This is a genomic window from Olleya sp. KJ81-1 (assembly GCF_055808135.1).
Genome location: NZ_CM147854.1, coordinates 1,221,630 through 1,244,551, shown reverse-complemented (window position 1 = coordinate 1,244,551; position 22,922 = coordinate 1,221,630). Strand labels below are relative to the sequence as shown.

Sequence of the window (22,922 nt, the reverse complement as noted above, 5' to 3'; positions counted from 1 at the left end):
ATCAAGAAAGATTAGACAGTTGGTAAACTTTAAAAAAAATAAAAGGCATAAGATTGCAGGTTAAAACTGTTAATCTAAATATGCCTTTTATTGTTAATTATATAAATTGCTGAGATACTTTTTCTGCCTTTCTGCTTTCAGAATAATCATAAAAACCTTCACCAGATTTAACACCTAATTTTCCTGCATTAACCATATTAACTAATAAAGGACATGGTGCGTATTTAGGGTTTTTAAATCCATCGTACATGACATTTAAAATAGAAAGACATACATCTAATCCAATAAAATCTGCCAGTTGCAAAGGACCCATTGGATGTGCCATACCTAACTTCATTACTGTGTCAATTTCTTGGACACCAGCAACACCATTGTATAGCGTCTCAATAGACTCGTTAATCATTGGCATTAAAATACGGTTGGCAACAAAACCAGGATAATCATTAACCTCAGTTGGTATTTTACCTAATTGCTTAGATAATTCCATGATAGTATTAGTTACTTCATCGCTTGTATTATAACCACGAATAATTTCGACTAATTTCATGATTGGCACTGGATTCATAAAATGCATTCCAATAACCATATCAGGTCTAGAGGTTACAGCTCCAATTTGTGTGATAGAGATAGAAGAGGTGTTAGTCGCTAAAATCGTGTCATCACCACAAGCTTGGTCTAATTGCTTAAATATTTTTAGTTTTAAATCTAAGTTTTCTGTTGCAGCTTCTACAACTAGGCTTGCATATTCAACACCTTCTTCAATATTAGTAAAAGTGCTAATATTACTTAAAGTTTCAGCTTTATCTGCTTCAGATATTTTTTCTTTAGCGACCATGCGATCTAAATTTTTAGAGATGGTATCCATTCCGCGTTTTAATGACGCTTCGCTAATATCTATTAATTGTACTTTAAATCCAGATTGTGCAAAGGTATGTGCAATACCATTACCCATTGTTCCTGCACCTATAACTGCTATGTTTTTCATTAAAATTTATTGTTTTTGTGTCCCACAATTATGGGCTTTTATTATTGTTTTACTTTTTTTCTTACCACCAAATAGCACGTTGACAAAAAAATCTACAATATATTTTAGCAACGATTTTTTGTTTTTATCTTTTTGATTGGTCATAATTTAAAAGGTTTTAAAACTGATCTATAATCATAGTGGCCACACGTAAAGCTTCTGTACCATCGTGTAAGGTTACTATTGGAGTTGTATTATTGTTTATGGCGTCAGCAAAGGATTCTAACTCGTCTAAAATAGCGTTGTTTGCAGCTATTTCTGGGTTATCAAAATAAATTTGTTTTTTAACACCTTCTGCATTTTGTAAAACCATGTCAAAATCACCAGGTGTTTCTGGTGCATCTTTCATTTTTACAACCTCACATTTTTTCTCTAAAAAGTCTACAGAGATATAAGCATCACGTTGAAAAAAACGTGTTTTACGCATGTTTTTAAGCGAAATTCGGTTGGCAGTTAAATTGGCAACACAACCATTAACAAATTCGATACGTGCATTAGCAATATCAGGTGTATCACTTATCACTGAAACTCCGCTTGCAGATACATTTTTAACTTTAGATTTAACTACACTTAAAATAACATCAATGTCATGAATCATTAAATCTAAAACCACAGGAACATCAGTCCCACGAGGGTTAAACTCGGCTAAACGATGCGCTTCTATAAACATTGGACTGTCCAATTGGTCTTTAACTGCAATAAATGCAGGATTAAAACGCTCGACATGACCTACTTGACCTTTTACACCATTTTCTGCAACTAAAGCTCTAATACTTTCGGCTTCATGAACTGTATTGGTTATTGGTTTTTCAATAAATATATGTTTACCTTTAGATATAGCTTGCTTAGCACAATCGTAATGCGATAGGGTAGGCGTTACAATATCTACAACATCTACAGCATCAATTAAGGCTTCAATGGTATCAAAATATTTGTAACCAAATTCGGCTTCTACTTTTTTAGCGTTGTCCGCATCAGCATCGTAAAATCCTACTAATTGGTATTTATCTGATTGATTTAATAATCTAAGATGAATTTTTCCAAGGTGACCAGCACCTAATACACCAGCTTTTAGCATAGTTTGTTCTGTTTTCAACAAAAATAAGTTTTTTTATACACTATTTAATATCAATTTGATAATTATATGCAGGATTTAAGACAAAATTATAAATTGAATGAAAACCTTTTCAGGGTTATATTTTTGAAGTAATTTTATGCTCTAAACTATCCATTACCATTGAAAGACACTTTTAAACATCAAGGCTTACGACAGCAACTAGTAGCTGTTTTGAAGGACAAAGGAATTACTAATAGCGCAGTTTTGGCTGCAATTGGCAGAATACCAAGACATTTGTTTATGGATTCTAGTTTTTTAGATCATGCGTATCAGGATAAGGCATTTCCTATTGCAGCAGATCAAACCATTTCTCAGCCTTATACTGTAGCTTTTCAAACCGAATTAATGCAAGTTAAACGAGGTGATAAAGTGTTAGAGATTGGTACAGGTAGTGGCTATCAGACTGCTGTGCTTTGCGAACTTGGTGCTAAAGTATATAGCATTGAAAGACAACAAGAGTTGTTTAAAATTACGAGTCGTTTTTTGCCAAAATTAGGCTATAGAGCAAAAAAACTAATTTTTGGAGATGGTTATAAAGGTTTAAAAACCGAAGCACCTTTTAGCAGTATTATTGTAACTGCAGGAGCACCTTTTGTGCCTAACCCTTTACTAGCACAATTAGAAATTGGAGGACGTTTAGTAATTCCTGTTGGAGATAAAGTGCAAACTATGACGCTTTTTGTTAGAAAAGGTCCAAAGGATTTTGAGAAAACAGAGTTTGGCGAGTTTAGATTTGTTCCGCTTTTGGAGGATAAGAATTAGTAGATTAAGTTCTAGTCATTTTCGTAATCATGAACAAACGTAATATGACTGCTGCTTGCCATTAAATTAGGGTTTGTACCTTTAATACCTTCTGGAATTGATTGGTTGCGTGCTTTATAATATTTAACCCAACTAGTCATTGGCTGACCAGAACTATCATTAAAAGTCATTGGGTGTGTAAGAAATGGGATGGAATCTTTAGGTAAGTCTTGAGTTGAAAACATTTTGTAAACTAGCTCTGAGCAATAATAGGAGGTGTCATCCCATAAAAAAATATCATCATAAGGTGTGTTAACTCTGGTAATACCATAGTTTATAGCTGTTTTTATATAGGGCTTATAGTAGTTGTTTAGTCTGGCTACTGTGGTTTGAGATTTATTAAATTTATTTTTATTCCTTTCTAAAAATTTAGCTATAGGTGTTATGCAAACGCCTTGTTTGGGTATTGCTTCCACCACAAACCATTTGTTGTCTTTTTGCATAGCCATACCAACATGAGAATAATTTTTTGCAGATGCGGTTGCTGTAACGTCCTTTATAGCATTATCAATGTCGTCTGATCCTGTGTTTTGAAACAGTAAATCACCTTCTTTTAACTGAAAACTTGTGTTGGTTTTTGTATTGCAACTTAACAAAATACATGATAGTAATAAAGTGAATGCTATGCGTTGTAAAAATTTATTCATTATTTATAAGTGTTAAAACTAATTGTCAAAATTACGTAAATACTGTATTTACTTAAAGCAATACTATAAAAAACAAAAGCTATTTCTTTTTTTGAAAGTTAAGATAATACTTAAAAAATGTTAATAGCTACTAATAATAAGCCACACATGTTGTTTCTTTGTTTGCTTATAAATAAAAATAAATTATGACTTTTTTTATATGCTTACTATTAGGTTTTTGTATTGCTGCATTAGGAAGTATTACACCTAGTTTTCTAAATTTAACGGTAGTAAAGTATAGCTTAAAAAACGGTAAAAAATCGACATTTTATCTAATAGCTGGTTATGCTACAGTTTTGTTTTTTCAAGCCAATTTAGGCGCTTATTTGGCTAATATTTTAATGAAAAATTCTGAATACATAACCTTAATTCAAAAAATAGGAACAGGTATTCTGTTTTTGTTGTCTATTAATTTTTTTAGACTTTATTTTTCTCCTAAAAAGGAAGTTAGTGAGAAAGAAATTCCTAAATCTAAATCCTATTTTTACGGTATTTTAATGTCCTCATTAAATATGATGGCTATACCGTTTTACTTTACATTTATTTCGTTATTAATTGGTTTTAAATACTTTGAATACACTGTATTTAATGCTTTTTATTTTTCAATCGGTTCTACCATTGGTTCTTTTACTTTGTATACGATTTATGCGATTGTTGCTAAAAATATTGAACATAAACTAACTTACATTGCTTCTAAAATGGATTTTATCTTAGGTTGTTTAACTGGTGTTGTTGGTATTGGTAACGTGATCTATTTGTTTAGTAAGTAGTACAGGTAGTAGGCCTATATTAAAAACTAAACCCAAACATAAAGGTATCGTTAACCAAACCGCTTCCTTGGTAGGCACGCACATAATCTACACGTAAAAAACGCATTTTACCCCAACCTAAATTGCTTAATCCAAGCGAGTATTCGGTGTATGGTTTGTTTTCTTTAGTTGCTGCTGCATTAAATCCAGCTACCAAATTAAAATTAAGCTTATTTAGTAACGGAATTTTGTTTAAAATGTATCCTTTAAAGTTGTGTTCTGCATGAAATTCGGCGTAAGCCTTATTAGTACTTAAAGCGTAATATGGTAGTATTTTAAAGGCATTTATGTAATTGCCATCTATAACCGTATTGGTTTGATTACCATTAAAATGGTGGTAGTCTACAAAAGCAATATCGTCTGCATTATTAAATATTCCTCCTTTTGCTAAGTAAGTTAAATCACCTTTGTTACCTAGGTTTAAGCTTTGGTAAATTTGAGCTTTAAATTGATCAAAATTATAATCAGCGTTACTACTTCCAAAACCTTTTTCGTAACCTAGATATAATGTCGGTATTTTACTATTAGGAAGGTTGTATTTTCCAAATGGGTAACTCATGTAATTTTGTCCAAAGTTAATACGTGTATTAAGATTAAACTTCATGATATTGTGCGCATCAAAAGAGGCTACACCATTTGCAGTTGGATCTAATGGATTGTTACTAGTGTAGTCTCTGTTATCTTGAGGTTGCCAAGTTTGATCTGTAGTGTTAAATAATGGTTTACGATCATTATAACTTAGGTCAGAGTACACATGTAAACCGTTTAGCAACTCTTGACTATAATTTAATTGTGCAAAATTACGATCGTAGATTTTTAGATAATTTTTTTCGGCCCAAAGGGAATATGATGTGTTTAAGAAATCTAAACTAGTTAGGCTAGGATTAAACTGCTCAACTTTACTACCTCCTGATAAGGACACAAATGCTCTGTTTTTTTTATCAAATCTGTAATTAATAATTCCTGTAGCTCTTAATCTGTCCTCAGACTCGCCATAATTAATAGTAGATGACATATTAAAATACTCTGGACTATCGTCTTTAAAACGCTTAGTATAGCTTGCGGTTAATGATCCATTCCAACCTTGTACTGTGTTAAAACCTAGTTTAGTAATAGGAGAGGAGATATTAAAATACGTTTTGTTATACGAGTCACGATAACTATAACCACCTAAAATATCACTAATTTTAAACTTGTTGTCAACTTGGTCAACAGAGTCTAAATAGGTTTTTGATTCTCTGATTAATTGTATGCTATCCCTTCTAACATAGTCATTAGCCTCAACAGTAGTTAAAGGGACAGGTCTTTTTGTATCCCAATATAATGAGTCTTTTTTATTGGCATTATCTTGAAACGAAAGTACTTCTCTTGTAAAATTCTTTTTATCAAAATTAGGGTTAAAATCATAATCACTATAAGCAGCTGTAAAACGACCATCACCATTAAAGCCAAATATTCCAAACTCAAAATCAAATAATTGTGTGGTTTTAACCCATTGTTTTTCTTGGTCGTAATAGGTAAAGGTTTGTTTAATTTTAAATAGGTCCACAGCTGGTATTTGCGCTTGTTGTCCAGTTAGTGTAACGTCTGTACCAAACAAACTCCATTGGTCTTCTACGATGTATATAAAGCCTCCAAATGCTTTATCATTTTTACGTTTAGCAAGTAATTCAATTTTATTAATAAGGTTGCCTAAGTCGTCGTAAAACGTACCGACTAGTTTGTATTTGTAATAGTTAAAGGCAAAGTCAGCAATAGGAGATACAATCTCGCTACCTAACTCAAAGGTGTTTTGATAAAAATTAAATTCGACGTCAGTTGCATTATTAAAACTAAAACCATTGCTGTCTCCACTAATTTTAGAAGCGACAATAGTTTCTTTGATAGGTTTAGGAGATTGGTATTCTAGTTTGGATATTGTCTCAGATAAATAGACAATACCAGTTCTGGTCGAGTCTAATGCACCATCCAAATCACCAACCTCTTGACCCATAATTTTTTCTGGGACATTGACCATTTTTAGTAATCCTCTTGAGTAAAACTCGGCTTTAAACGATTTAAGTTTATTTAGATTTTCTTTACGTTTAGCAATAGTCTGTCTGATAATTGCATTTGCTGGATTTTCATCCGAATTTATTACAACCTCATCTAAGTTAATGTCTTCTTCTACTAAAACAACATCAAGCACAAACGGAAACTTTGTAACATTAACTTGTTTTTTTATAGTCTTATAACCTAAGTATTGAAAGGTAATGGTGTACTCTCCCGTTTTTGAAAGGTCCAATATGTAATTACCATCATTATTGGTTGTAGTACCAGTGTACGTGTTTTCAATAAAAATATTGACTACAGGCAGTGGGTTGTTTTGGTTGGATGTTACAGTACCTGTAATTTGTGCAAAAGCAAAACTGCTAACTAAAGTAAATAGTGTAAGTAAAGAATATTTCATTTTTTTAAGTTGGTTGTTTAATAGTATAGACGCACATTTTTATAAAAAGGTTGCCTAGCCTCAAACATATAACTTATTGAAATTGAATATTGTTATAAAAATTATAAAGTTTTTCTTGAAGAAAAATAAAAAAAGAAAGGTCTGCTATTTTTGTTTTAGTCGAAACTAAAGCATAAAACGGAAGCAGCATAAGTAAAACTAATGTTTAGTTGAAAGATTTTTTAATACGATCTAAATCACGTTTATTATCTCTATCCTTAAGCGTTTCGCGTTTATCGTAAAGTTTTTTTCCTTTAGCTAAAGCAATATCTAATTTAGCTAACCCTTTTTCATTTAAAAATAAACGTAACGGAATGATTGTTAAACCAGAGGTGTTTACCTCTTTTAATAATTTTTTAAGTTCACGTTTGTTAAGTAACAATTTACGTTCTGCTTTTGGTCTATGGTTATAATAGTTACCAAATGCATATTCCTGGATATTCATGTTAATAACAAACAATTCGCCTTGCTCATTAAACTCGCAAAAAGATTCGGCAATAGACGCTTGACTGTTTCTAATGGATTTAATCTCTGTTCCGGATAAAACAATTCCAGCAGTGTATTTGTCTAAAATTTCATATTGAAATTTAGCCTTTTTATTAAGTATGTTTATCTTTTTTTGCATTAGTGCAAAGCTAATAAAATTGAAGTTAAAGTAATTATAATTGTTTAGTCATTTTATGCATGCCTCTAAATTGATCTAAAATTAAATCAAAATCTAATGTATAAGAGTCCACGATTTTAAAACCACATTTTTTATAAAAGTGTAACGCCTGTAATTGTGTGTCCATAGCTTCTAACCAAATGGATTTGGATAGATTATCTGTTGCTATGTCATAGCTTAATTGCATTAATTGTTGGCCTAAACCTAAACCTTGATACGCTTGGTCTAAATATAAGCGATGTAGTTTTGTGGTCTTTAATGGTTTTTGATGCACTAATCTTAAAATGCCAATGGTTTTGTTATTGTATTCTACAAAATAATAATTGGCGTTTTTGTCTTGTAACTCTGTATTGAGTTGTTTTAAATTATATTGCGAGTTTATGTACCAGTTACAATCATTGTTTATCCATAAGTGTTGGTAAGCAGGAGGATAAATGCGTTGCATTAATTGCAATAATGCATCGTGTTTGGCTAATGTAATGGGTTGTAAATGTAATTTCAAACGATCAGTTTTAAGCTAACTCCAAAGCAATATCTATCATGTCTTTAAAAGTAGTTTCGCGCTCTTTACTAGTTGTTTTTTCTCCAGTAACTAATGAGTCTGATATGGTACAAATAGTTAAAGCATTAACATTGTGTTTGGCAGCTACGGTATATAAACCAGCAGTTTCCATCTCGACACAAAGCACACCAAATTTACTCCATTTTTTATAGGACTCAAAATCGTCTGCATAAAACTCGTCAGAAGTAAAAACATTACCAGCTTTAATAGTAATATTTTTATTTTTAGCAGCTTCTACTGCTTTTTGAAACAATTCAAAACTAGCTGTAGGTGCGTAATCCGCTCCTCCAAATCTAAGCTCGTTTACACCAGAGTTTGATGAGGCAGCCATAGCCAATACGACATCTCTAATTTTGATGTGTTTTTGGTACGATCCAGCACTACCAACACGAATCAGGTTTTTTACGCCAAATTGTGTAATCAACTCATGAGCATAAATAGATATACTTGGTACACCCATTCCTGTTCCCATTACAGAGACACGTTTACCTTGATACGTACCAGTGTAACCTAGCATACCTCTAACTTCGTTAAAGCAAACAGGGTTTTCAAAAAATGTTGTGGCAATCCATTTAGCACGTAAAGGGTCTCCTGGTAATAAAATAGTTTCTGCAACATCGCCTTTTTCGGCTCCAATATGTATACTCATGTTTTTTTTATTTAGTTGAAATGAATAGCCTAGTGTTTAATAACTTTTATCTCCTGATGCCTTGCCTGTCACAATTGCAATTCCGTTGGACGTTCCAATACGGTCAACACCTAGATTTATGTATTGTAATGCAGTGTCAGTGTCTCTAATACCTCCAGAAGCTTTTATTTTTGTAATACCATTATTAATGGCTTCTTTCATTATAGTTATAGCTTCAATAGTAGCACCAGAAGTACCAAAACCTGTTGAGGTTTTTATAAATTCGGCTTTAGCCTTAATGGCTAATTTACTAGCTTCACTTATTTCTTGGTTATCAAGATAACAAGTTTCTAAAATTACTTTTAATGTATTGTTTGGCATCGCTTTTTTTACAGCCTCAATATCTTCAAATACAGCCTCAAAAGCTTCACTTTTAAGTAAACCTATATTTAAAACCATATCAATCTCATCTGCACCATCTTTTAAAGCTTGTTTAGTTTCTTCAACTTTAGCAATAGTACTCATGGCTCCCAAAGGAAAACCAATAACACTACACACTTTAACATCGCTATCTTTTAATTCGGCTTTAGCCAAACTAACATAACAGCTATTGACACAAACAGAGAAAAATTGTTGTTGTATTGCTTCTTGACACAATTGTATAATATCTGCTTTAGTTGCAGTTGCTTTTAAAATGGTGTGATCTATGTATTTACTTAATGGTTTCATCTAAAAAATATTAAGATATAAAGTTAGTTGTTTTTTGATTAAATAAGTTAAAGCATTTTATCAAACTACATGCTGCAAAAACGTTAAATAAACTTACTTAAACAATGACATAAGTCAGCTTTTGTGTTTTAAGTCTCACTTAAATTTGCAGTATACAAAAACAACTAATTTAATTTATTATGAAAAAAATAATTATACCCTTTGTGTTACTATTACTATTATCATTTAGTGTAAAAGCGCAAGATGCACCTTCTAACGATTCTGATTTTAATACTTGGCAAGCTCGTTTTAGAGTAGCAACTGTAATCCCTTCTCCTGGAGATAATCTTGAAGGCGCAGATGTTGATATTTCTACGACTGTAATTCCAGAGGTTGACTTTACTTATTTTTTTACCAAGCATTGGGCTGCAGAGCTTATTTTGGCAACCACTAAACATGAGGTTGAGGTTGAAGGTTTGGATTTAGGTCATATTTGGTTATTACCTCCAACTTTAAATGTGCAATATCATTTTTATTCAGGAGATTTTAAACCTTACGTTGGAGCAGGTGTAAACTATACTATTTTTTATGGAGAAGATGCTGGAGATGTTGTGGGTATGGATTATGAAAACTCGGTAGGCTTTTCATTTCAAGCAGGAATTGACTATAATTTAAACGATAAATGGTTTTTAAATTTAGACGTTAAACAATTATTACTTAGTACAGATGTGACGGTAAATGCAGGTGAGGCTGTAATACCTGTAGAGGTGGATATTAACCCTTTAATTATTGGTTTAGGGATTGGTGTAAAGCTTTAATTTAAAAATACACTATATAAAAAAAGACTACAATTTGTAGTCTTTTTTTGTTTCAAACTTATTTTCTCGTTTGACTTATTTATATTTAAAAAAATATAATTTGGAATGAGCAAAGCTAAACTAGACAGTACACAGGAATACGATTTAATTTGTGTTGGAGGCGGAATTATGAGTGCTACTTTGGCATTAATGTCCAAGATTTTAAAACCGGATTTAAAAGTGTTGATTGTCGAGCGTCTTAGTGAGGTGGCTCAGGAAAGTTCTGCTGCTTGGAATAATGCAGGTACAGGACATTCTGCACTCTGCGAACTTAATTATTGTCCTGAAGAAGATGGGAAAGTTGTTATTGATAAAGCCATAAAAATTTGCCAACAGTTTGAAGAGTCTAAACAGTTTTGGAGCTATTTAGTAGCGCTTGGTTTAATAGACAATCCTGATAGTTTTATTGCTGCAGTTCCACATCATAGTTGGGTTTTAGGTGAAGAAAATGCTACATATTTAGAGCAGCGTTTTAACACCATGAAACATCATTTTATGTTTGATACGATCCAGTTTACTAAGGATAAAAATAAAATGAAAGACTGGTTTCCGTTAATTATGCATAACAGAGATGAAGATGAGGTTATGGCTGCGTCCAGAATTGACAGAGGTACAGAGGTTAATTATGGGACGTTAACAAAAACATTATTCAATATTTTAGAAACCAAATTTGATACACCAGTGTATTGTAATATGGAAGTTAAAGATATTGATCCAAGTCCAGATATTGATTGGACGGTAGAGATGGAGAATCTTGAAACTAACCAAAAATATAATCTAGAATCTAAACATGTTTTTATTGGAGCAGGAGGAGGAAGTCTTCTTTTATTGCAAAAAGTAGAAATTGAAGAAAAAGAAGGATATGGTGGTTTTCCTATAAGTGGAGAATGGTTAGTTTGTAAAAATGAAGCTATTATTAACCAGCATAATGCTAAAGTATATAGTAAGGCTGGACTTGGTGATCCACCAATGTCCACACCGCATTTAGATACACGTTATATAAACGGAAAACGCGAATTGCTATTTGGTCCTTTTGCGGGACTTAGTCCTAAATTTTTAAAAGAAGGGTCTAATTTTGATTTATTAAAATCGGTTAAATTTGATAATATCTCACCTTTATTAGGTGCGTTTTGGCATAATCTACCTTTGACTAAATATTTGATAGAGCAAGTAACATCCTCTCATGAAGACCGCATGAAGGAATTACGCAAATTTGTTAAAGATGCTAATAGTGACGATTGGGAAATTTTAGTAGCTGGACAACGTGTTCAAATTATTAAAAAGGACGAATTTGAAGGTGGTGTTTTACAATTTGGTACAGAAGTAGTAAGCAGTAAAGATGGAAGTGTTACTTGTTTGTTGGGAGCGAGTCCAGGAGCATCAACAGCAACGTCAGTAATGTTACAAGTATTAGAAAAAGCCTTTCCAGAGATTTTACATTCAAATGAAGGTAAGGCTGTTATGGATAAAATGATTCCTTTTTATAATGCTGAGGTGACCGAAGTATTGTTTAAGGCGCAATTAGAAAAAAGTAAAAAAGCACTAAAATTGTAATACTGTAGTTAAGTACAGGTATTATTTTTCTTTCAAGGAAGTGCAAGTGGTTTGTTGTTTTGTTTAAGTGCGTCATTAATCCAGAGTATAGCATCGCTTAAATTTTCAAAAACACTAAAAGGTTTATTATGAAATTTATTTTCAAACTCTGAGGTTTCACGCATTTTAGCGTCATTTGTTATAACAGCAAAGACAATTAAATTATCTATTTTATTAGCTTCGGAATAAGTTAAGGGGTTAATTGTATAAGAGGTTACACGATTAGAAATAAATCCAAATTTTTTAGATTTAAAATGTTTGTCAATTATTTCTACTAATTGCTTAACATCTTGTATGTCTATAAACACACCTTCTTTTACTTGTTTAATTATAAAATCATCAAAAACGTAAATTTCTGTATTTCCAATATCGTAAAAATGAAATAATCCCATAACTTGTAAGGTGTTTAATAAAAAAGTACACGTTTAAAGAAAGTAATTTAATGGGAGTTAGTAAAATATGATATTAAGTTTTTAATCTTTAAAAATAGAATTTAATCATTAAAATAACGGACTTGCTTTATATATAACTCTCGGTTTTCTCCATCCAATTTAAACTCGATATCCAAACCAAAGTCTAAATACTTCTGTTTGGATTTATACACGTTATAGTAATAGTGTTTTTTGATTTTTTCTAATTGTTCGGATAGTGTAATAATTTCGGCTTCAGTCATCACTAGTTTACCATTGTTAAGGTTAGAGTGTGATATGATTTCGACAATACGTTTTTCGTTATATAATTTAGAAGACGATCCAGAGTAGCATATAACTTGATCGCAGGTCACACCATTTTCAGGTTTAACAACACTAGCATCTCCAACTTGTACATTTATAACATTACCTAAGTAGTTTTTACGATATAAATTTTTGGTAATAGCAACACCATTGGCTTTCTCGTTAGGGAAGGAGCGATGCACTAAAATACCCATTGCAATACTATTTTGGTCAATATTGAAGTAGTCACGTTCTAAAAAGGCACGTTTGTACCATAAACTTGACCATACTTTTTTGATGGCTTTTTCAATCGATTTTTTCTTACTACCAACAATTCCTGTTTTAGAGTCGTACAATCCTGCTCCAGAAAACCCAACAATATCTTCTGCGTTTGTCGAGCTTCTAAATCGCAAGCGTGTTTCGTCTCCTAAACTTTTAATTTTAGCATCGACTTTAGATATTAAATCAGGATCTAAAGTTGTTTTTTTTATTAGTTTTTGAATTGTTTTTAATTGCTCGGTTAATTTATTAACATCTTGATTGATTTTAAAATCATAAATCATTTGTTTGACTAAAGTGTCTGCTCCAGATGTTTTTAGATGTGTTTCATAATAGTAAAACGGAATGGCAAAAGCAGATTCTGGAATTTTAAAGGCTTCTTTTTTAGCTAAGTCATATAAAACACCAAAGTTAGCTGCTTTGCCTCCAACAGTGTTAATTGAGTTTTGACTTAAATTGTCAGCATTAATTAGTGTTTTTACATCTAAATTTTTTTCTAGAAATAAAGGTGCTTTTTTCTGTTTCTTTGTTTTTCTTTCAAACAGTTCTTTAGAGATTGGTTTGATGTAAAAGGTGTCTAAAGCGACTTCAAAAGAGACGTATTGATTGTCAAAGTTTCTTAAAACATCAGATTGCATGGCTTTAGTATAAGCTGCAATTGGAATTTGTCTATTTTTTCCTAAAACGGAAATGTGACTTAAAGGCGTTTGAAGAATAGTAGTTATAACACCAGCGGTTATTGGCAACTCTAAGATAGGTTGGTTAATGACAATAATATCATGTTTACCAATGTTGTTTTGTTTTAACGAATCAACATCAACAAACTTTAAACAGCCATAGCTTTTTTGTACACTTACCGCCTGATACGTTTGGTCTCCATATAAATCTGAAGCTGATATTGTAGGAATGTCCAAAACAGCATCTAGTTGTTCTAATCTTGCAGTATTTAAAAAGAAATTAAAATTTTTGAAATAGGTTGCTTTTTTGATGGCTTCAAAAAAGATTTTTACATCTGCGATTTGCATATCATCAATAGGAGAAAGCTCTAGGTTGTATGTGTCGTTTGCTAAATAGTGGTTGATGTTTCCTAATAAAAAGCGTTTATTTTTATGTTGTGCTTTGTAATTAGAATTATTAAATTCTTTTAAGGTTTCTGGTATTTCCAAATAGCCTTTACAAAAATGGTAATGGTATTTGTAGTTTTTACTATTAATAAAATAGAGTTGTTGTTCTTTAATATCAAAAACGACTTTTAACGCATCAACATTTCCGTACTTATTAGTATTTGGTGTTGTTTTTAGTGCATTAAAATCGGTTTGTGACGTTAAAACACGTTTAAATTTAGATTGAGATAAAACAAATGTTGAGGTTAATATGAAAAGAACGACAAGATGTTTTTTAATTTGGGATGTAATCAAGCTAAGTGGTTTTTTATTAGAGAATTACAATATAGAACAAAAAAAGCAACACGCCACTTTTGTAAAGTATTGTGTTGCTTTTCAACTAACCAACCATAATTAAAACGTACTATTTTACGGTTTATTTTATGTTAACAGAACTTTGTGATTACAGTTCTTCAGTTACTAAATCATTTTGATTTCTAAAGACTAATTCGCCATCAAAAGCATCTAGTAAAATAATGCTGTCTGTTGTTACTTTTCCTGATAAAATCTCTTTACTTAATTGATTAAGTACGTCTTTTTGTATTACACGTTTTACAGGTCTTGCACCATATTCTGGATTATAACCTTTGTCTGCTAAATATGCAATAGCTTCAGGTGTTGCATCAAATGTAATCCCTTGTTTTGCTATCATTTTAGAAATACCTTTTAGTTGTAATCCTACAATTTGGGTGATATTATCTTGCGTTAAAGGTGTAAACATGATGATGTCGTCAATACGGTTTATAAACTCTGGTCTAACCGTTTGTTTTAATAATGCTAAAACATCTACTTTTGCACCTTCTATTGCAGTATCTACATCTTTTACAGCATCAAAACGCTCTTGTATTATCTGACTACCCATATTGGATGTCATAATTATAATAGTGTTTTTAAAATCTGCAATACGACCTTTATTGTCCGTTAAATGTCCTTCATCCAATACTTGTAATAAAATATTAAAAGTATCAGGATGCGCTTTTTCAATTTCGTCTAAAAGTACTACAGAATAAGGTTTACGTCTAACAGCTTCGGTTAACTGTCCACCTTCGTCATAACCAACATATCCTGGAGGTGCCCCAACTAGTCTGCTAACCGCATGACGTTCTTGGTACTCGCTCATATCAATTCTAGTCATTGCACTTTCATCATCAAAAAGGTATTCTGCTAATGCTTTAGCCAACTCTGTTTTACCAACTCCAGTGGTACCTAAAAACAGGAAGGTTCCGATTGGTTTTTCAGGGTTTTGTAAACCAGCACGACTACGTCTTACAGCATCACTAACTGCAACAATAGCTTCTTCTTGACCAACCACACGTTTGTGTAATTCGTTTTCAAGATTTAATAGCTTTTCGCGATCGCCTTGTAGCATTTTGGTAACAGGAATACCTGTCCATTTAGCAACAACTTCGGCAATATCCTCATAAGTAACTTCTTCTTTAATTAAAGAATTTTCAGATTGGTTATCAGCCAAATCCTTCTGTAATTTTTCTAAAGCTTCCTGCGCTTCTTTAATCTTACCGTAACGCAACTCGGCAACCTTACCATAATCTCCATCACGTTCTGCTTTTTCAGCTTCAAGCTTAAAGTTTTCGATGTCTTGCTTTCTGTTTTGGATGTTATCTACAACTTCTTTTTCGCTAATCCATTTTGCATTAATCTCGTTGCGCTCTTCTTTTAAGTTAGCTAAATCAGATTGTAATATTTTTAATTTACTTTCGTCTTTTTCACGCTTAATTGCTTCAATTTCAATCTCTAATTGCATCACTTTTCTGTCTAAAACATCAAGTTCTTCTGGTTTTGAGTTGATTTCCATGCGCATTTTAGCAGCAGCTTCATCCATTAAATCAATTGCTTTATCTGGCAAAAATCTGTTAGTTATGTAACGTTGAGATAACTCTACAGCACCAATAATAGCATCATCTTTTATTCGTACTTTATGGTGTGTTTCGTATTTTTCTTTAATTCCTCTTAAAATAGAAATGGCACTTTCTGTATCAGGTTCATCTACCATTACTTTCTGGAAACGACGCTCTAAGGCTTTGTCTTTTTCAAAATATTTTTGGTACTCATCCAAAGTGGTTGCTCCAATAGCGCGCAGTTCTCCACGAGCTAAAGCAGGTTTTAAAATGTTTGCAGCATCCATTGCACCTTGTCCGCCACCAGCACCAACTAAGGTGTGTATTTCGTCAATAAATAGTACAATGTCACCTTCGCTTTCCGTTACTTCTTTTATAACTGCTTTAAGACGCTCTTCAAATTCTCCTTTAAATTTAGCACCTGCAATAAGTGCACCCATATCTAGCGCAAAAATTTGCTTATCGACTAGGTTTTCTGGGACGTCACCATCCACAATTCTGTGAGCTAAACCTTCTGCAATAGCAGTTTTACCAGTTCCAGGTTCACCAACTAAGATTGGATTGTTTTTAGTACGACGGGATAAAATTTGAAGTATTCTTCTAATTTCTTCATCACGACCAATAACTGGATCTAATTTTCCGTCTCTGGCTAATTTGTTTAGATTTTTAGCGTATTTGTTAAGGGAGTTGTAGGTTTCCTCTTGGCTTTGTGAGGTAACACGATCTCCTTTTCTAAGCTCGTCAATAGCTGCTTTTAAACCTTTTTCTGTTACGCCTTGGTCTTTTAGCATCTGTGCTATTTTGCTTTTGGATTTAAAGACTGCTAGAATAAAATGCTCTATAGATACATAGTCGTCATTCATTGCTTTGGCAATAATAGACGCTTCGTTTAGTGTTTTGCTAGCTTCACGAGACAGCATTAAATCTGCTCCTGTAACTTTTGGAAAACTTTCTAGTTGCTTATCTAATGCTAGTTCTAAAACATTAAGATTGACATTCAATTTTTTTAAGATGAATGGTAATACGTTTTCATCAACCTCAAAAATGGCTTTAAAAAAGTGTTCATTTTCTATTTGTTGATGACCATAACTTTGCGCAATCTGCTGTGCGCGCTGTATGGCTTCTTGCGATTTGATTGTATAATTATCTGGGTTCATATATAGTATGTGTTTTTTAATTTCCGCGTAAGCGAAAACCTTAAGTTTATTATCGTTTACGAGTGCTATATTTCAATTACCTTACCAATTGTAATTGCAAGACAAAATGTCGCTTTAGCGTGGTTTTTAGCTGACTTTTAGTCAGTTGGTGGTTTCGTTTTATTTCTATGTAAGTTAATCAAAACCTTTCGACATAATCTATGATATGTATCATAAAAATGATATTTTTGTTTAACTTATAGCCTTAATTTGCTAAAAAGAAATTATTATGTTTGGAAAATTATTTGGAGGATCAAAAGCGCCAAAAGAAGAGAAAGTATTACCATGGAAAAATTTAACCGAAGTGTCTCAGTTATCAGAGATAGAGCGTTTATCACTTGGTAAAACACAGGTTATATTTAAGCATTCTACACGTTGTGGAATAAGTAGTATGGTTATGAACCAGTTTGTTGCTGCGTTTGACGTGGATGCTAATTTAGATTTATATTATCTAGACTTATTAAGCTACAGAGAAGTCTCTAATGAGACTGGTTATAAGTTTCAGGTAATGCACCAAAGTCCACAATTATTAGTGATAAAAAATGGAGTAGTGGTGGCACATGCTAGTCATGGTGCAATAAATGAGATTGATTTAACTAAATTTATTTAAAATTATGAGATATGTATTGCTTTTTATTATCGTGTTAGTCACTTTTAGTTGCGAAACTGAACAGGAAGACGTCTATGTAGCTTCTAATAATTGGAAAGCGATGCAATGGAATAAACCACTTAGTGACTCGTTAGTTTCTGGGTCAACATATTTATCTGTGTACTCGCAAATATATAGTGTTACAGAGCATAAACGCCATGATTTGACAGCAACTGTTAGTATTAGAAATATTAATAAAAAGGATACTATTTTTATAAAAGAAGCAGATTTTTATAATACAAAAGGGGATTTAATTAAAGTGTATTTTACCGAAACGATTTATGTAAATCCAATGCAAACTATTGAAATTGTTATTAATGAAAGAGATATAGAAGGTGGTACAGGTGCTAATTTTGTTTTTGATTGGTTAGCGTCTAAAGATGCAAAACCGCCTTATTTTGAAGCAGTGATGATCTCTACCTCAGGACAACAAGGTTTGTCTTTTACAACTAAAGGTGTTGAAATCGAGTAATAAATATGAAAGACATTTTAACAACTATATTATTTTTAATTGCAGTAATTGATCCATTAGGATCAGTACCTGTTTATTTAGAAGCTACTAAAAATTTTGATAAAAAATATAAAAAACGTGTGGCCATCAGAGCTAGTATTGTTGCGTTTTTTGTACTTCTGTTTTTTATGGTTATTGGTCAATTTATTTTAGAAGGTATGCAAGTCACTTTAGATGCGTTTCAGATTTCTGGAGGTGTGATCTTATTTTTGTTTGCTTTAACAATGATTTTTGGAGATGGTAAACCAGAAACCGAAAAACATTTAATTAAAGATTATAAACACGTCACTATTTTTCCTGTAGCTATACCATCCATAGCGTCTCCAGGAGCCATAATGGCTGTGGTTTTAATGACCGATAATCATGTTTATACAATAGAGCAGCAAACCATAACTATTTTATTAGTTTTAGTTGTTGTTGCAATTACATCGCTATTACTTTTAGCAGCAAATGTTGTGCAAGAAAAGGTTGGCGAGTATGGTATTACCGTAATAAGTAAAATTATGGGATTAATATTAGCCTCATATGCAGTACAAAGTATACTGAGTGGCTTAAAAGATTTTTTTGCTTAACTATTAATTAATTGGCTTCTGATATTATTTGGGAGTTTATATGTTTGATGTAACACATTAAAACCAAAGTACTTCTGAAATTAATGGACAGTATCTTATTTTATAAACTTCTTCATTCAATCATACCATTAATTTTTATAATTGTAGGAATATATTCCGTAATAACACAATGGAAAAATAAAATTTCTGTGATAATATCTTGTGTTGCGATTTTAATTGGTGGTTTTAATTTAAAAAACACACTTTATGATTATCCAAACTTAACTGAGTCAGAAAGACATTACACTGATTTTAAAATATTAAATGCTACTGATTTAAAAGAAATATTAGTTACGAGCAAAATCATAAATGGTAAACCAGAAATAAAATCTAAAGTTATTTTAAACGAAAATAAGATTAAAGAGATTTTGAGTTGTATGGACTACAATAAACTACAAATTTTTGAATTTAAAGATTGGAGTCCAGAAAATTGTTATACTCTAAATTACGTTACGAATGAAAATATAACATATAAACTCTTTGTTTGCGAATCAGAGGACGAAAGAAGTTATATTGATTTTCTGTATCTGAAAAACGAGAAGTTTGTGACAATTGGATATTATAGAAATGATGTGATTAAGAAATTAGATATATTAGGACAAAAATAACGTGTTACAACACCGTATATAATTTATTGCTAGTTCTAGCTTGCTTACGAAAATTCTTCCGAATTTTCTATTCCGTTTTTATTTGCTAAATTAGTTGTTTACACACGCAACAAACCATATACAAAACCGTTGGCAACAAGCTGAACAGAAACCTATGACAAGAAAATTAACCTTCATTTTATTCATTTTAATATCAATAACAAGTTGCGCTCAAGAAAGCGTTGTTTTCAAAACTAAATTCAAACCAAACAAAAAATATAAAACCCAAGTCAAAACAACTTCTCATACCGAAATTGAATTTGTTGCAGATAAAGAAATAATTGACAGAATAAAAAGTCAAGGAATTGAATTGCCAATGATTACGGAAAGTGAAACAAATATGGCGACTGATATTATCACTCAAAACCTTGATAAAAACGGAGAATTTCCTGCGACAATGGAATATGGAAAAATGATTTCTAAAACAACAATCAGTGGAAAAACAACGACTGAAGAAAAGCCATATTCTGGAATGAAAATTTTAGGAAAATATGACATTGAGAATAAGTTCAAAGTAGATACTATTATTGGAGACAAAGTTTCTCAACAAATGAGAAATATATTGAAGACAACTTTGGCAAGTGTTCAACAGACAATTAAATTTCCCGAAAAACCAATGAAAGTTGGTGACAAATTTAATAGTGAAATTCCAATGACAATTCCAATGGAAGGTATGAACCCAATTTCTGTGAAAATAAATATGGAATATTTACTAACTGAAATTAAAAATGGAAAAGCATATTTTGACATTAAACAAACTGTAGGTTTGGATATGAGTCAAGAGCAATTAAACATAATTGCAAGTGGATCTGGAACAGGAATATCGGAATTTGATATTGAAGAGAATTATTTGACAAAATACAAATCCGAATTACCAATGAATATGACAATTAAAGTCAATGAAAAAATGACTATGAAAATGAAAATGACTACTACATCTGAACAAAATGTAGTAATTGAATAATAAAAGCCAGTTGGCAACACTGTATATAATTTATTGCTAGTTCTAGCCTACTTACTAAAATCCTCGCGGATTTTCTATTCGGTTTTTATTTGCTAAATTTAGAGCCTAAACCACGCAACTTTCAATATACAAACACGTTGCCAACAATACGAAAAATGAAAATCGGATCTAAAATATTAATCCTTTTTCTGACTTTTAATATGCTTTCCTGTAAAGGAACTGCTCAAGAATCGGATACTCAAATACCAACCACTGAATTTGATTTCTCAACAATTGAAAAATTCCAAAAAACAAAGCTTGAAGGTCTAATAATAAACGATTATGACAGTATTTTTAATCCTTTACAAAGAAAGGAACTATCTGATATCATTTATAACTACAATATCGAAACAACAAGACAAATAGTTATTGTAACAATTGACAGTATTTTGCCCTATAATGATATTCAAAAATATGCGACTGATTTAAGTAATTATTGGGGCGTTGGAGATGAAGGAAAAAATAACGGACTGACAATCGTTATGTGTAATCCTTGTCGACAAATCGGAATTGCAACTGGAACTGGAACCAAACTGATTTTAACTGACAAAATTTGCAAAAAAGTAATTGAAGAAAAAATAATACCTGAATTTAAAAACGGAGAATTTTATAGCGGAATTAAAAAAGGTGTGTTAGAATTAATTGAAAAGTGGAAATAAGTGCTGTTGGCAGCATTGTGTAAAAATAATTCTAAATTAGGTGCGTAATCGAGAGTCCATGCAATTTTGTTACATCTGATTTTCCTTCGGACAATCCTCGCACACAAAACCTTACTATTCTTATAAGTAACCGTTGTAAAACTATTAAAACAAACATTCTGCTGAATTGAAAAAATTAAAATCTGACTTAACGATAATGGAAATTGGGAAGTTCCGATTTTATAGCGGAATCGTTATTGGAATTGGATATTGTATTATTTTCAATTCACTTTTACGAATAAGTTTAAAATTGTGTAATATCGGAGATAATATTGAGGCTATGAATTGGCTGAACATTATTAATTACGAATTATCATTTAATTATCTCACTTTAATCGGATTTGCATCGGTTGGGTTTTCGTTTTGTTTTACAACATATTTATGGATGAGTAAACCTTTTGCAACTGATAGAAAAAAAACCAAAAGGTTGAGAATGGCACAAATTAATCCAATTTGGATTTTATTTGGAACATTATTGTTCTTATTGAGATTATTTTGGTTTTTTGCTGGAATTGAATTGACTATTGAAAAAGACTTTCCGTATTTAGGTTTTATGATACCAATTTTTATTTATTTGTATTGTTGGAATTTAATTTCGGATATTTATAAGACTAAAAAACCGTTTATATATACAACGCTGATTTTTATAATAGTCGGATTTATTTTGAGCGGAATTTAAGATTGAGAATAAAAAACATTGGACAACAAAGCTTATAATTAATGGCTAGTTTTAGCCTACTTTTAAATGTCCTCGCAGATTTTCTATTTGGTTTTTATTTGCTAAATTAGACGCTTAAACCACGAAAAAAGCACACACAACAACGCGATACAACATTAAAAAATGAAAACGAAAAACATATTTTTATTGACTTTAGCATTAATTTGCTCAACTTCTATTATTTGGGCTCAAGGTGCGGAAGATAGTTTAAAAATAAGGAAAATTATTCATGCAAAATACAGTACAAATAGATTTTCAGAAATGCCACGAGATTCTGCATTTAAAGACGACCATTTTGTAAAGTATGAAGTGTATGATGACAATGAAAAGATAATTGAATACGGTCAATACGATGGCAAAGGGAATATTTATAGGGTTACCAAAATTCAAAAAGACGAAAGTGAAAAACAAATAAAAAAAACAATTTGTGATTTAAAAGGAAACTTGAAACAATATTATATTATTACAATTGACGATAACGGAAATGAAGTAGAATTAAAAAATTATAACAGCAAAAATAAATTATTTTATATCCAAAAAAACGAATATGATAAAAACGGAAATGTAATATCAAAAATTGGAGGCGTCCCTAAATCGGATAAAGTTTCTACAACTGAATTTGAATATAATTCTAATAATGAAATGATACAAAAAATACATTACGATTCATATGGAGGTAACGAAACTCAAACATACATTTATGATTCAAATGGAAATGAAGTGATTTCCGAATTTTTTAAAGCCAATGGTGATTATACAAAATTTATTTCTACTTATGATAAGCAAAACAATATCTTAACACAACATTGGTACGACAAAGATGGTAATCAAAAACAGTGGAATAATTGGGAATACCATTATGACAAGCAAGGACATTGGATAACAAAAAAAGCTATACCAATGGAGAGTTAGGTTTGGTATGGGAAAGAAAAATCGAATAT

Annotated in this window: 23 protein-coding genes; 12 read left to right on the top strand and 11 right to left on the bottom strand. The window is 31.5% G+C overall.

Features of this window, described 5'->3' with window-relative positions:
- Positions 1-97: 97 nt before the first annotated feature.
- Both AC0L3M_RS05890 and AC0L3M_RS05885 read right to left on the bottom strand, forming a co-directional pair.
- Entirely contained in the window at positions 98-985 is an 888-nt protein-coding gene (locus tag AC0L3M_RS05890; RefSeq protein WP_339809067.1) for a 3-hydroxyacyl-CoA dehydrogenase family protein, read from the bottom strand.
- Positions 986-1,142: 157 nt separating this feature from the next.
- Positions 1,143-2,102, bottom strand: a complete 960-nt coding sequence (locus tag AC0L3M_RS05885; protein ID WP_473432474.1) for a Gfo/Idh/MocA family protein — start codon at positions 2,100-2,102, stop codon at positions 1,143-1,145.
- Between the two features lie 159 nt (positions 2,103-2,261).
- Between AC0L3M_RS05885 and AC0L3M_RS05880 the strand changes: the two genes are divergently transcribed.
- On the top strand, positions 2,262-2,903 hold the full coding sequence (locus tag AC0L3M_RS05880) for a protein-L-isoaspartate(D-aspartate) O-methyltransferase (RefSeq protein ID WP_473432191.1): 642 nt from the start codon (positions 2,262-2,264) through the stop codon (positions 2,901-2,903).
- Between the two features lie 11 nt (positions 2,904-2,914).
- Here AC0L3M_RS05880 and AC0L3M_RS05875 read toward each other — a convergent pair whose 3' ends face one another.
- A complete protein-coding gene (locus AC0L3M_RS05875) occupies positions 2,915-3,589 on the bottom strand; it encodes a YiiX/YebB-like N1pC/P60 family cysteine hydrolase (protein ID WP_473432190.1) in 675 nt (224 codons plus the stop codon).
- Between the two features lie 185 nt (positions 3,590-3,774).
- Here AC0L3M_RS05875 and AC0L3M_RS05870 point away from each other — a divergent pair, with 185 nt between their 5' ends.
- Positions 3,775-4,398: a LysE family translocator gene (locus AC0L3M_RS05870; RefSeq protein ID WP_099569556.1), complete on the top strand. Its 624-nt coding sequence runs from the start codon at positions 3,775-3,777 to the stop codon at positions 4,396-4,398.
- 19 nt (positions 4,399-4,417) lie between these two features.
- Here the strand turns inward: AC0L3M_RS05870 and AC0L3M_RS05865 are convergent, their stop codons facing one another.
- The 5 genes from AC0L3M_RS05865 to deoC form a co-directional block, all read right to left on the bottom strand.
- Positions 4,418-6,886 (bottom strand): DUF5686 and carboxypeptidase regulatory-like domain-containing protein, encoded by a 2,469-nt coding sequence (locus AC0L3M_RS05865; RefSeq protein WP_473432189.1) that lies wholly within the window; start codon positions 6,884-6,886, stop codon positions 4,418-4,420.
- A gap of 205 nt (positions 6,887-7,091) precedes the next feature.
- On the bottom strand, positions 7,092-7,550 hold the full coding sequence (gene smpB, locus AC0L3M_RS05860; protein WP_145001975.1) for an SsrA-binding protein SmpB: 459 nt from the start codon (positions 7,548-7,550) through the stop codon (positions 7,092-7,094).
- 34 nt (positions 7,551-7,584) lie between these two features.
- A complete protein-coding gene (locus AC0L3M_RS05855; RefSeq protein WP_473432188.1) occupies positions 7,585-8,091 on the bottom strand; it encodes a GNAT family N-acetyltransferase in 507 nt (168 codons plus the stop codon).
- Between the two features lie 10 nt (positions 8,092-8,101).
- Positions 8,102-8,800, bottom strand: coding sequence for a purine-nucleoside phosphorylase (gene deoD, locus AC0L3M_RS05850; protein ID WP_473432187.1), 699 nt, complete (start codon positions 8,798-8,800; stop codon positions 8,102-8,104).
- A gap of 36 nt (positions 8,801-8,836) precedes the next feature.
- Positions 8,837-9,508, bottom strand: a complete 672-nt coding sequence (gene deoC, locus AC0L3M_RS05845; RefSeq protein WP_473432186.1) for a deoxyribose-phosphate aldolase — start codon at positions 9,506-9,508, stop codon at positions 8,837-8,839.
- A gap of 179 nt (positions 9,509-9,687) precedes the next feature.
- On the opposite strand from deoC, the gene AC0L3M_RS05840 reads away from it, so the two are divergent.
- Positions 9,688-10,305 (top strand): OmpW/AlkL family protein, encoded by a 618-nt coding sequence (locus AC0L3M_RS05840; RefSeq protein WP_473432185.1) that lies wholly within the window; start codon positions 9,688-9,690, stop codon positions 10,303-10,305.
- A gap of 105 nt (positions 10,306-10,410) precedes the next feature.
- Complete coding sequence (gene mqo, locus AC0L3M_RS05835) at positions 10,411-11,898, top strand: malate dehydrogenase (quinone) (RefSeq protein WP_473432184.1); 1,488 nt, start codon at positions 10,411-10,413, stop codon at positions 11,896-11,898.
- Positions 11,899-11,930: 32 nt separating this feature from the next.
- Here the strand turns inward: mqo and AC0L3M_RS05830 are convergent, their stop codons facing one another.
- The 3 genes from AC0L3M_RS05830 to clpB form a co-directional block, all read right to left on the bottom strand.
- The gene (locus tag AC0L3M_RS05830) at positions 11,931-12,329 is read right to left on the bottom strand and encodes a hypothetical protein (protein ID WP_473432183.1); all 399 of its coding nucleotides are present in this window, start codon (positions 12,327-12,329) and stop codon (positions 11,931-11,933) included.
- A 101-nt stretch (positions 12,330-12,430) separates the two neighbouring features.
- A complete protein-coding gene (locus AC0L3M_RS05825; protein WP_473432182.1) occupies positions 12,431-14,347 on the bottom strand; it encodes a PEP/pyruvate-binding domain-containing protein in 1,917 nt (638 codons plus the stop codon).
- A 148-nt stretch (positions 14,348-14,495) separates the two neighbouring features.
- Positions 14,496-17,105 carry an ATP-dependent chaperone ClpB gene (gene clpB, locus AC0L3M_RS05820; RefSeq protein ID WP_473432181.1) on the bottom strand — a complete coding sequence of 870 codons (2,610 nt, stop codon included), beginning with the start codon at positions 17,103-17,105 and terminating at the stop codon, positions 14,496-14,498.
- Between the two features lie 268 nt (positions 17,106-17,373).
- Between clpB and ytxJ the strand changes: the two genes are divergently transcribed.
- From ytxJ to AC0L3M_RS05780, 8 genes are all read left to right on the top strand, one after another.
- The gene (ytxJ, locus tag AC0L3M_RS05815; RefSeq protein ID WP_409994622.1) at positions 17,374-17,754 is read left to right on the top strand and encodes a bacillithiol system redox-active protein YtxJ; all 381 of its coding nucleotides are present in this window, start codon (positions 17,374-17,376) and stop codon (positions 17,752-17,754) included.
- A gap of 4 nt (positions 17,755-17,758) precedes the next feature.
- Positions 17,759-18,265, top strand: a complete 507-nt coding sequence (locus AC0L3M_RS05810) for a DUF3124 domain-containing protein (protein WP_473432180.1) — start codon at positions 17,759-17,761, stop codon at positions 18,263-18,265.
- 5 nt (positions 18,266-18,270) lie between these two features.
- Complete coding sequence (locus tag AC0L3M_RS05805) at positions 18,271-18,876, top strand: MarC family protein (protein ID WP_145001963.1); 606 nt, start codon at positions 18,271-18,273, stop codon at positions 18,874-18,876.
- A gap of 83 nt (positions 18,877-18,959) precedes the next feature.
- Positions 18,960-19,523, top strand: a complete 564-nt coding sequence (locus tag AC0L3M_RS05800; RefSeq protein ID WP_473432179.1) for a hypothetical protein — start codon at positions 18,960-18,962, stop codon at positions 19,521-19,523.
- A 94-nt stretch (positions 19,524-19,617) separates the two neighbouring features.
- Positions 19,618-20,526, top strand: a complete 909-nt coding sequence (locus AC0L3M_RS05795) for a hypothetical protein (RefSeq protein WP_473432178.1) — start codon at positions 19,618-19,620, stop codon at positions 20,524-20,526.
- A 155-nt stretch (positions 20,527-20,681) separates the two neighbouring features.
- The gene (locus AC0L3M_RS05790) at positions 20,682-21,224 is read left to right on the top strand and encodes a TPM domain-containing protein (protein WP_473432177.1); all 543 of its coding nucleotides are present in this window, start codon (positions 20,682-20,684) and stop codon (positions 21,222-21,224) included.
- 424 nt (positions 21,225-21,648) lie between these two features.
- The gene (locus AC0L3M_RS05785; RefSeq protein WP_473432176.1) at positions 21,649-21,942 is read left to right on the top strand and encodes a hypothetical protein; all 294 of its coding nucleotides are present in this window, start codon (positions 21,649-21,651) and stop codon (positions 21,940-21,942) included.
- Positions 21,943-22,104: 162 nt separating this feature from the next.
- On the top strand, positions 22,105-22,893 hold the full coding sequence (locus AC0L3M_RS05780) for a hypothetical protein (protein WP_473432175.1): 789 nt from the start codon (positions 22,105-22,107) through the stop codon (positions 22,891-22,893).
- Positions 22,894-22,922 lie beyond the last annotated feature (29 nt).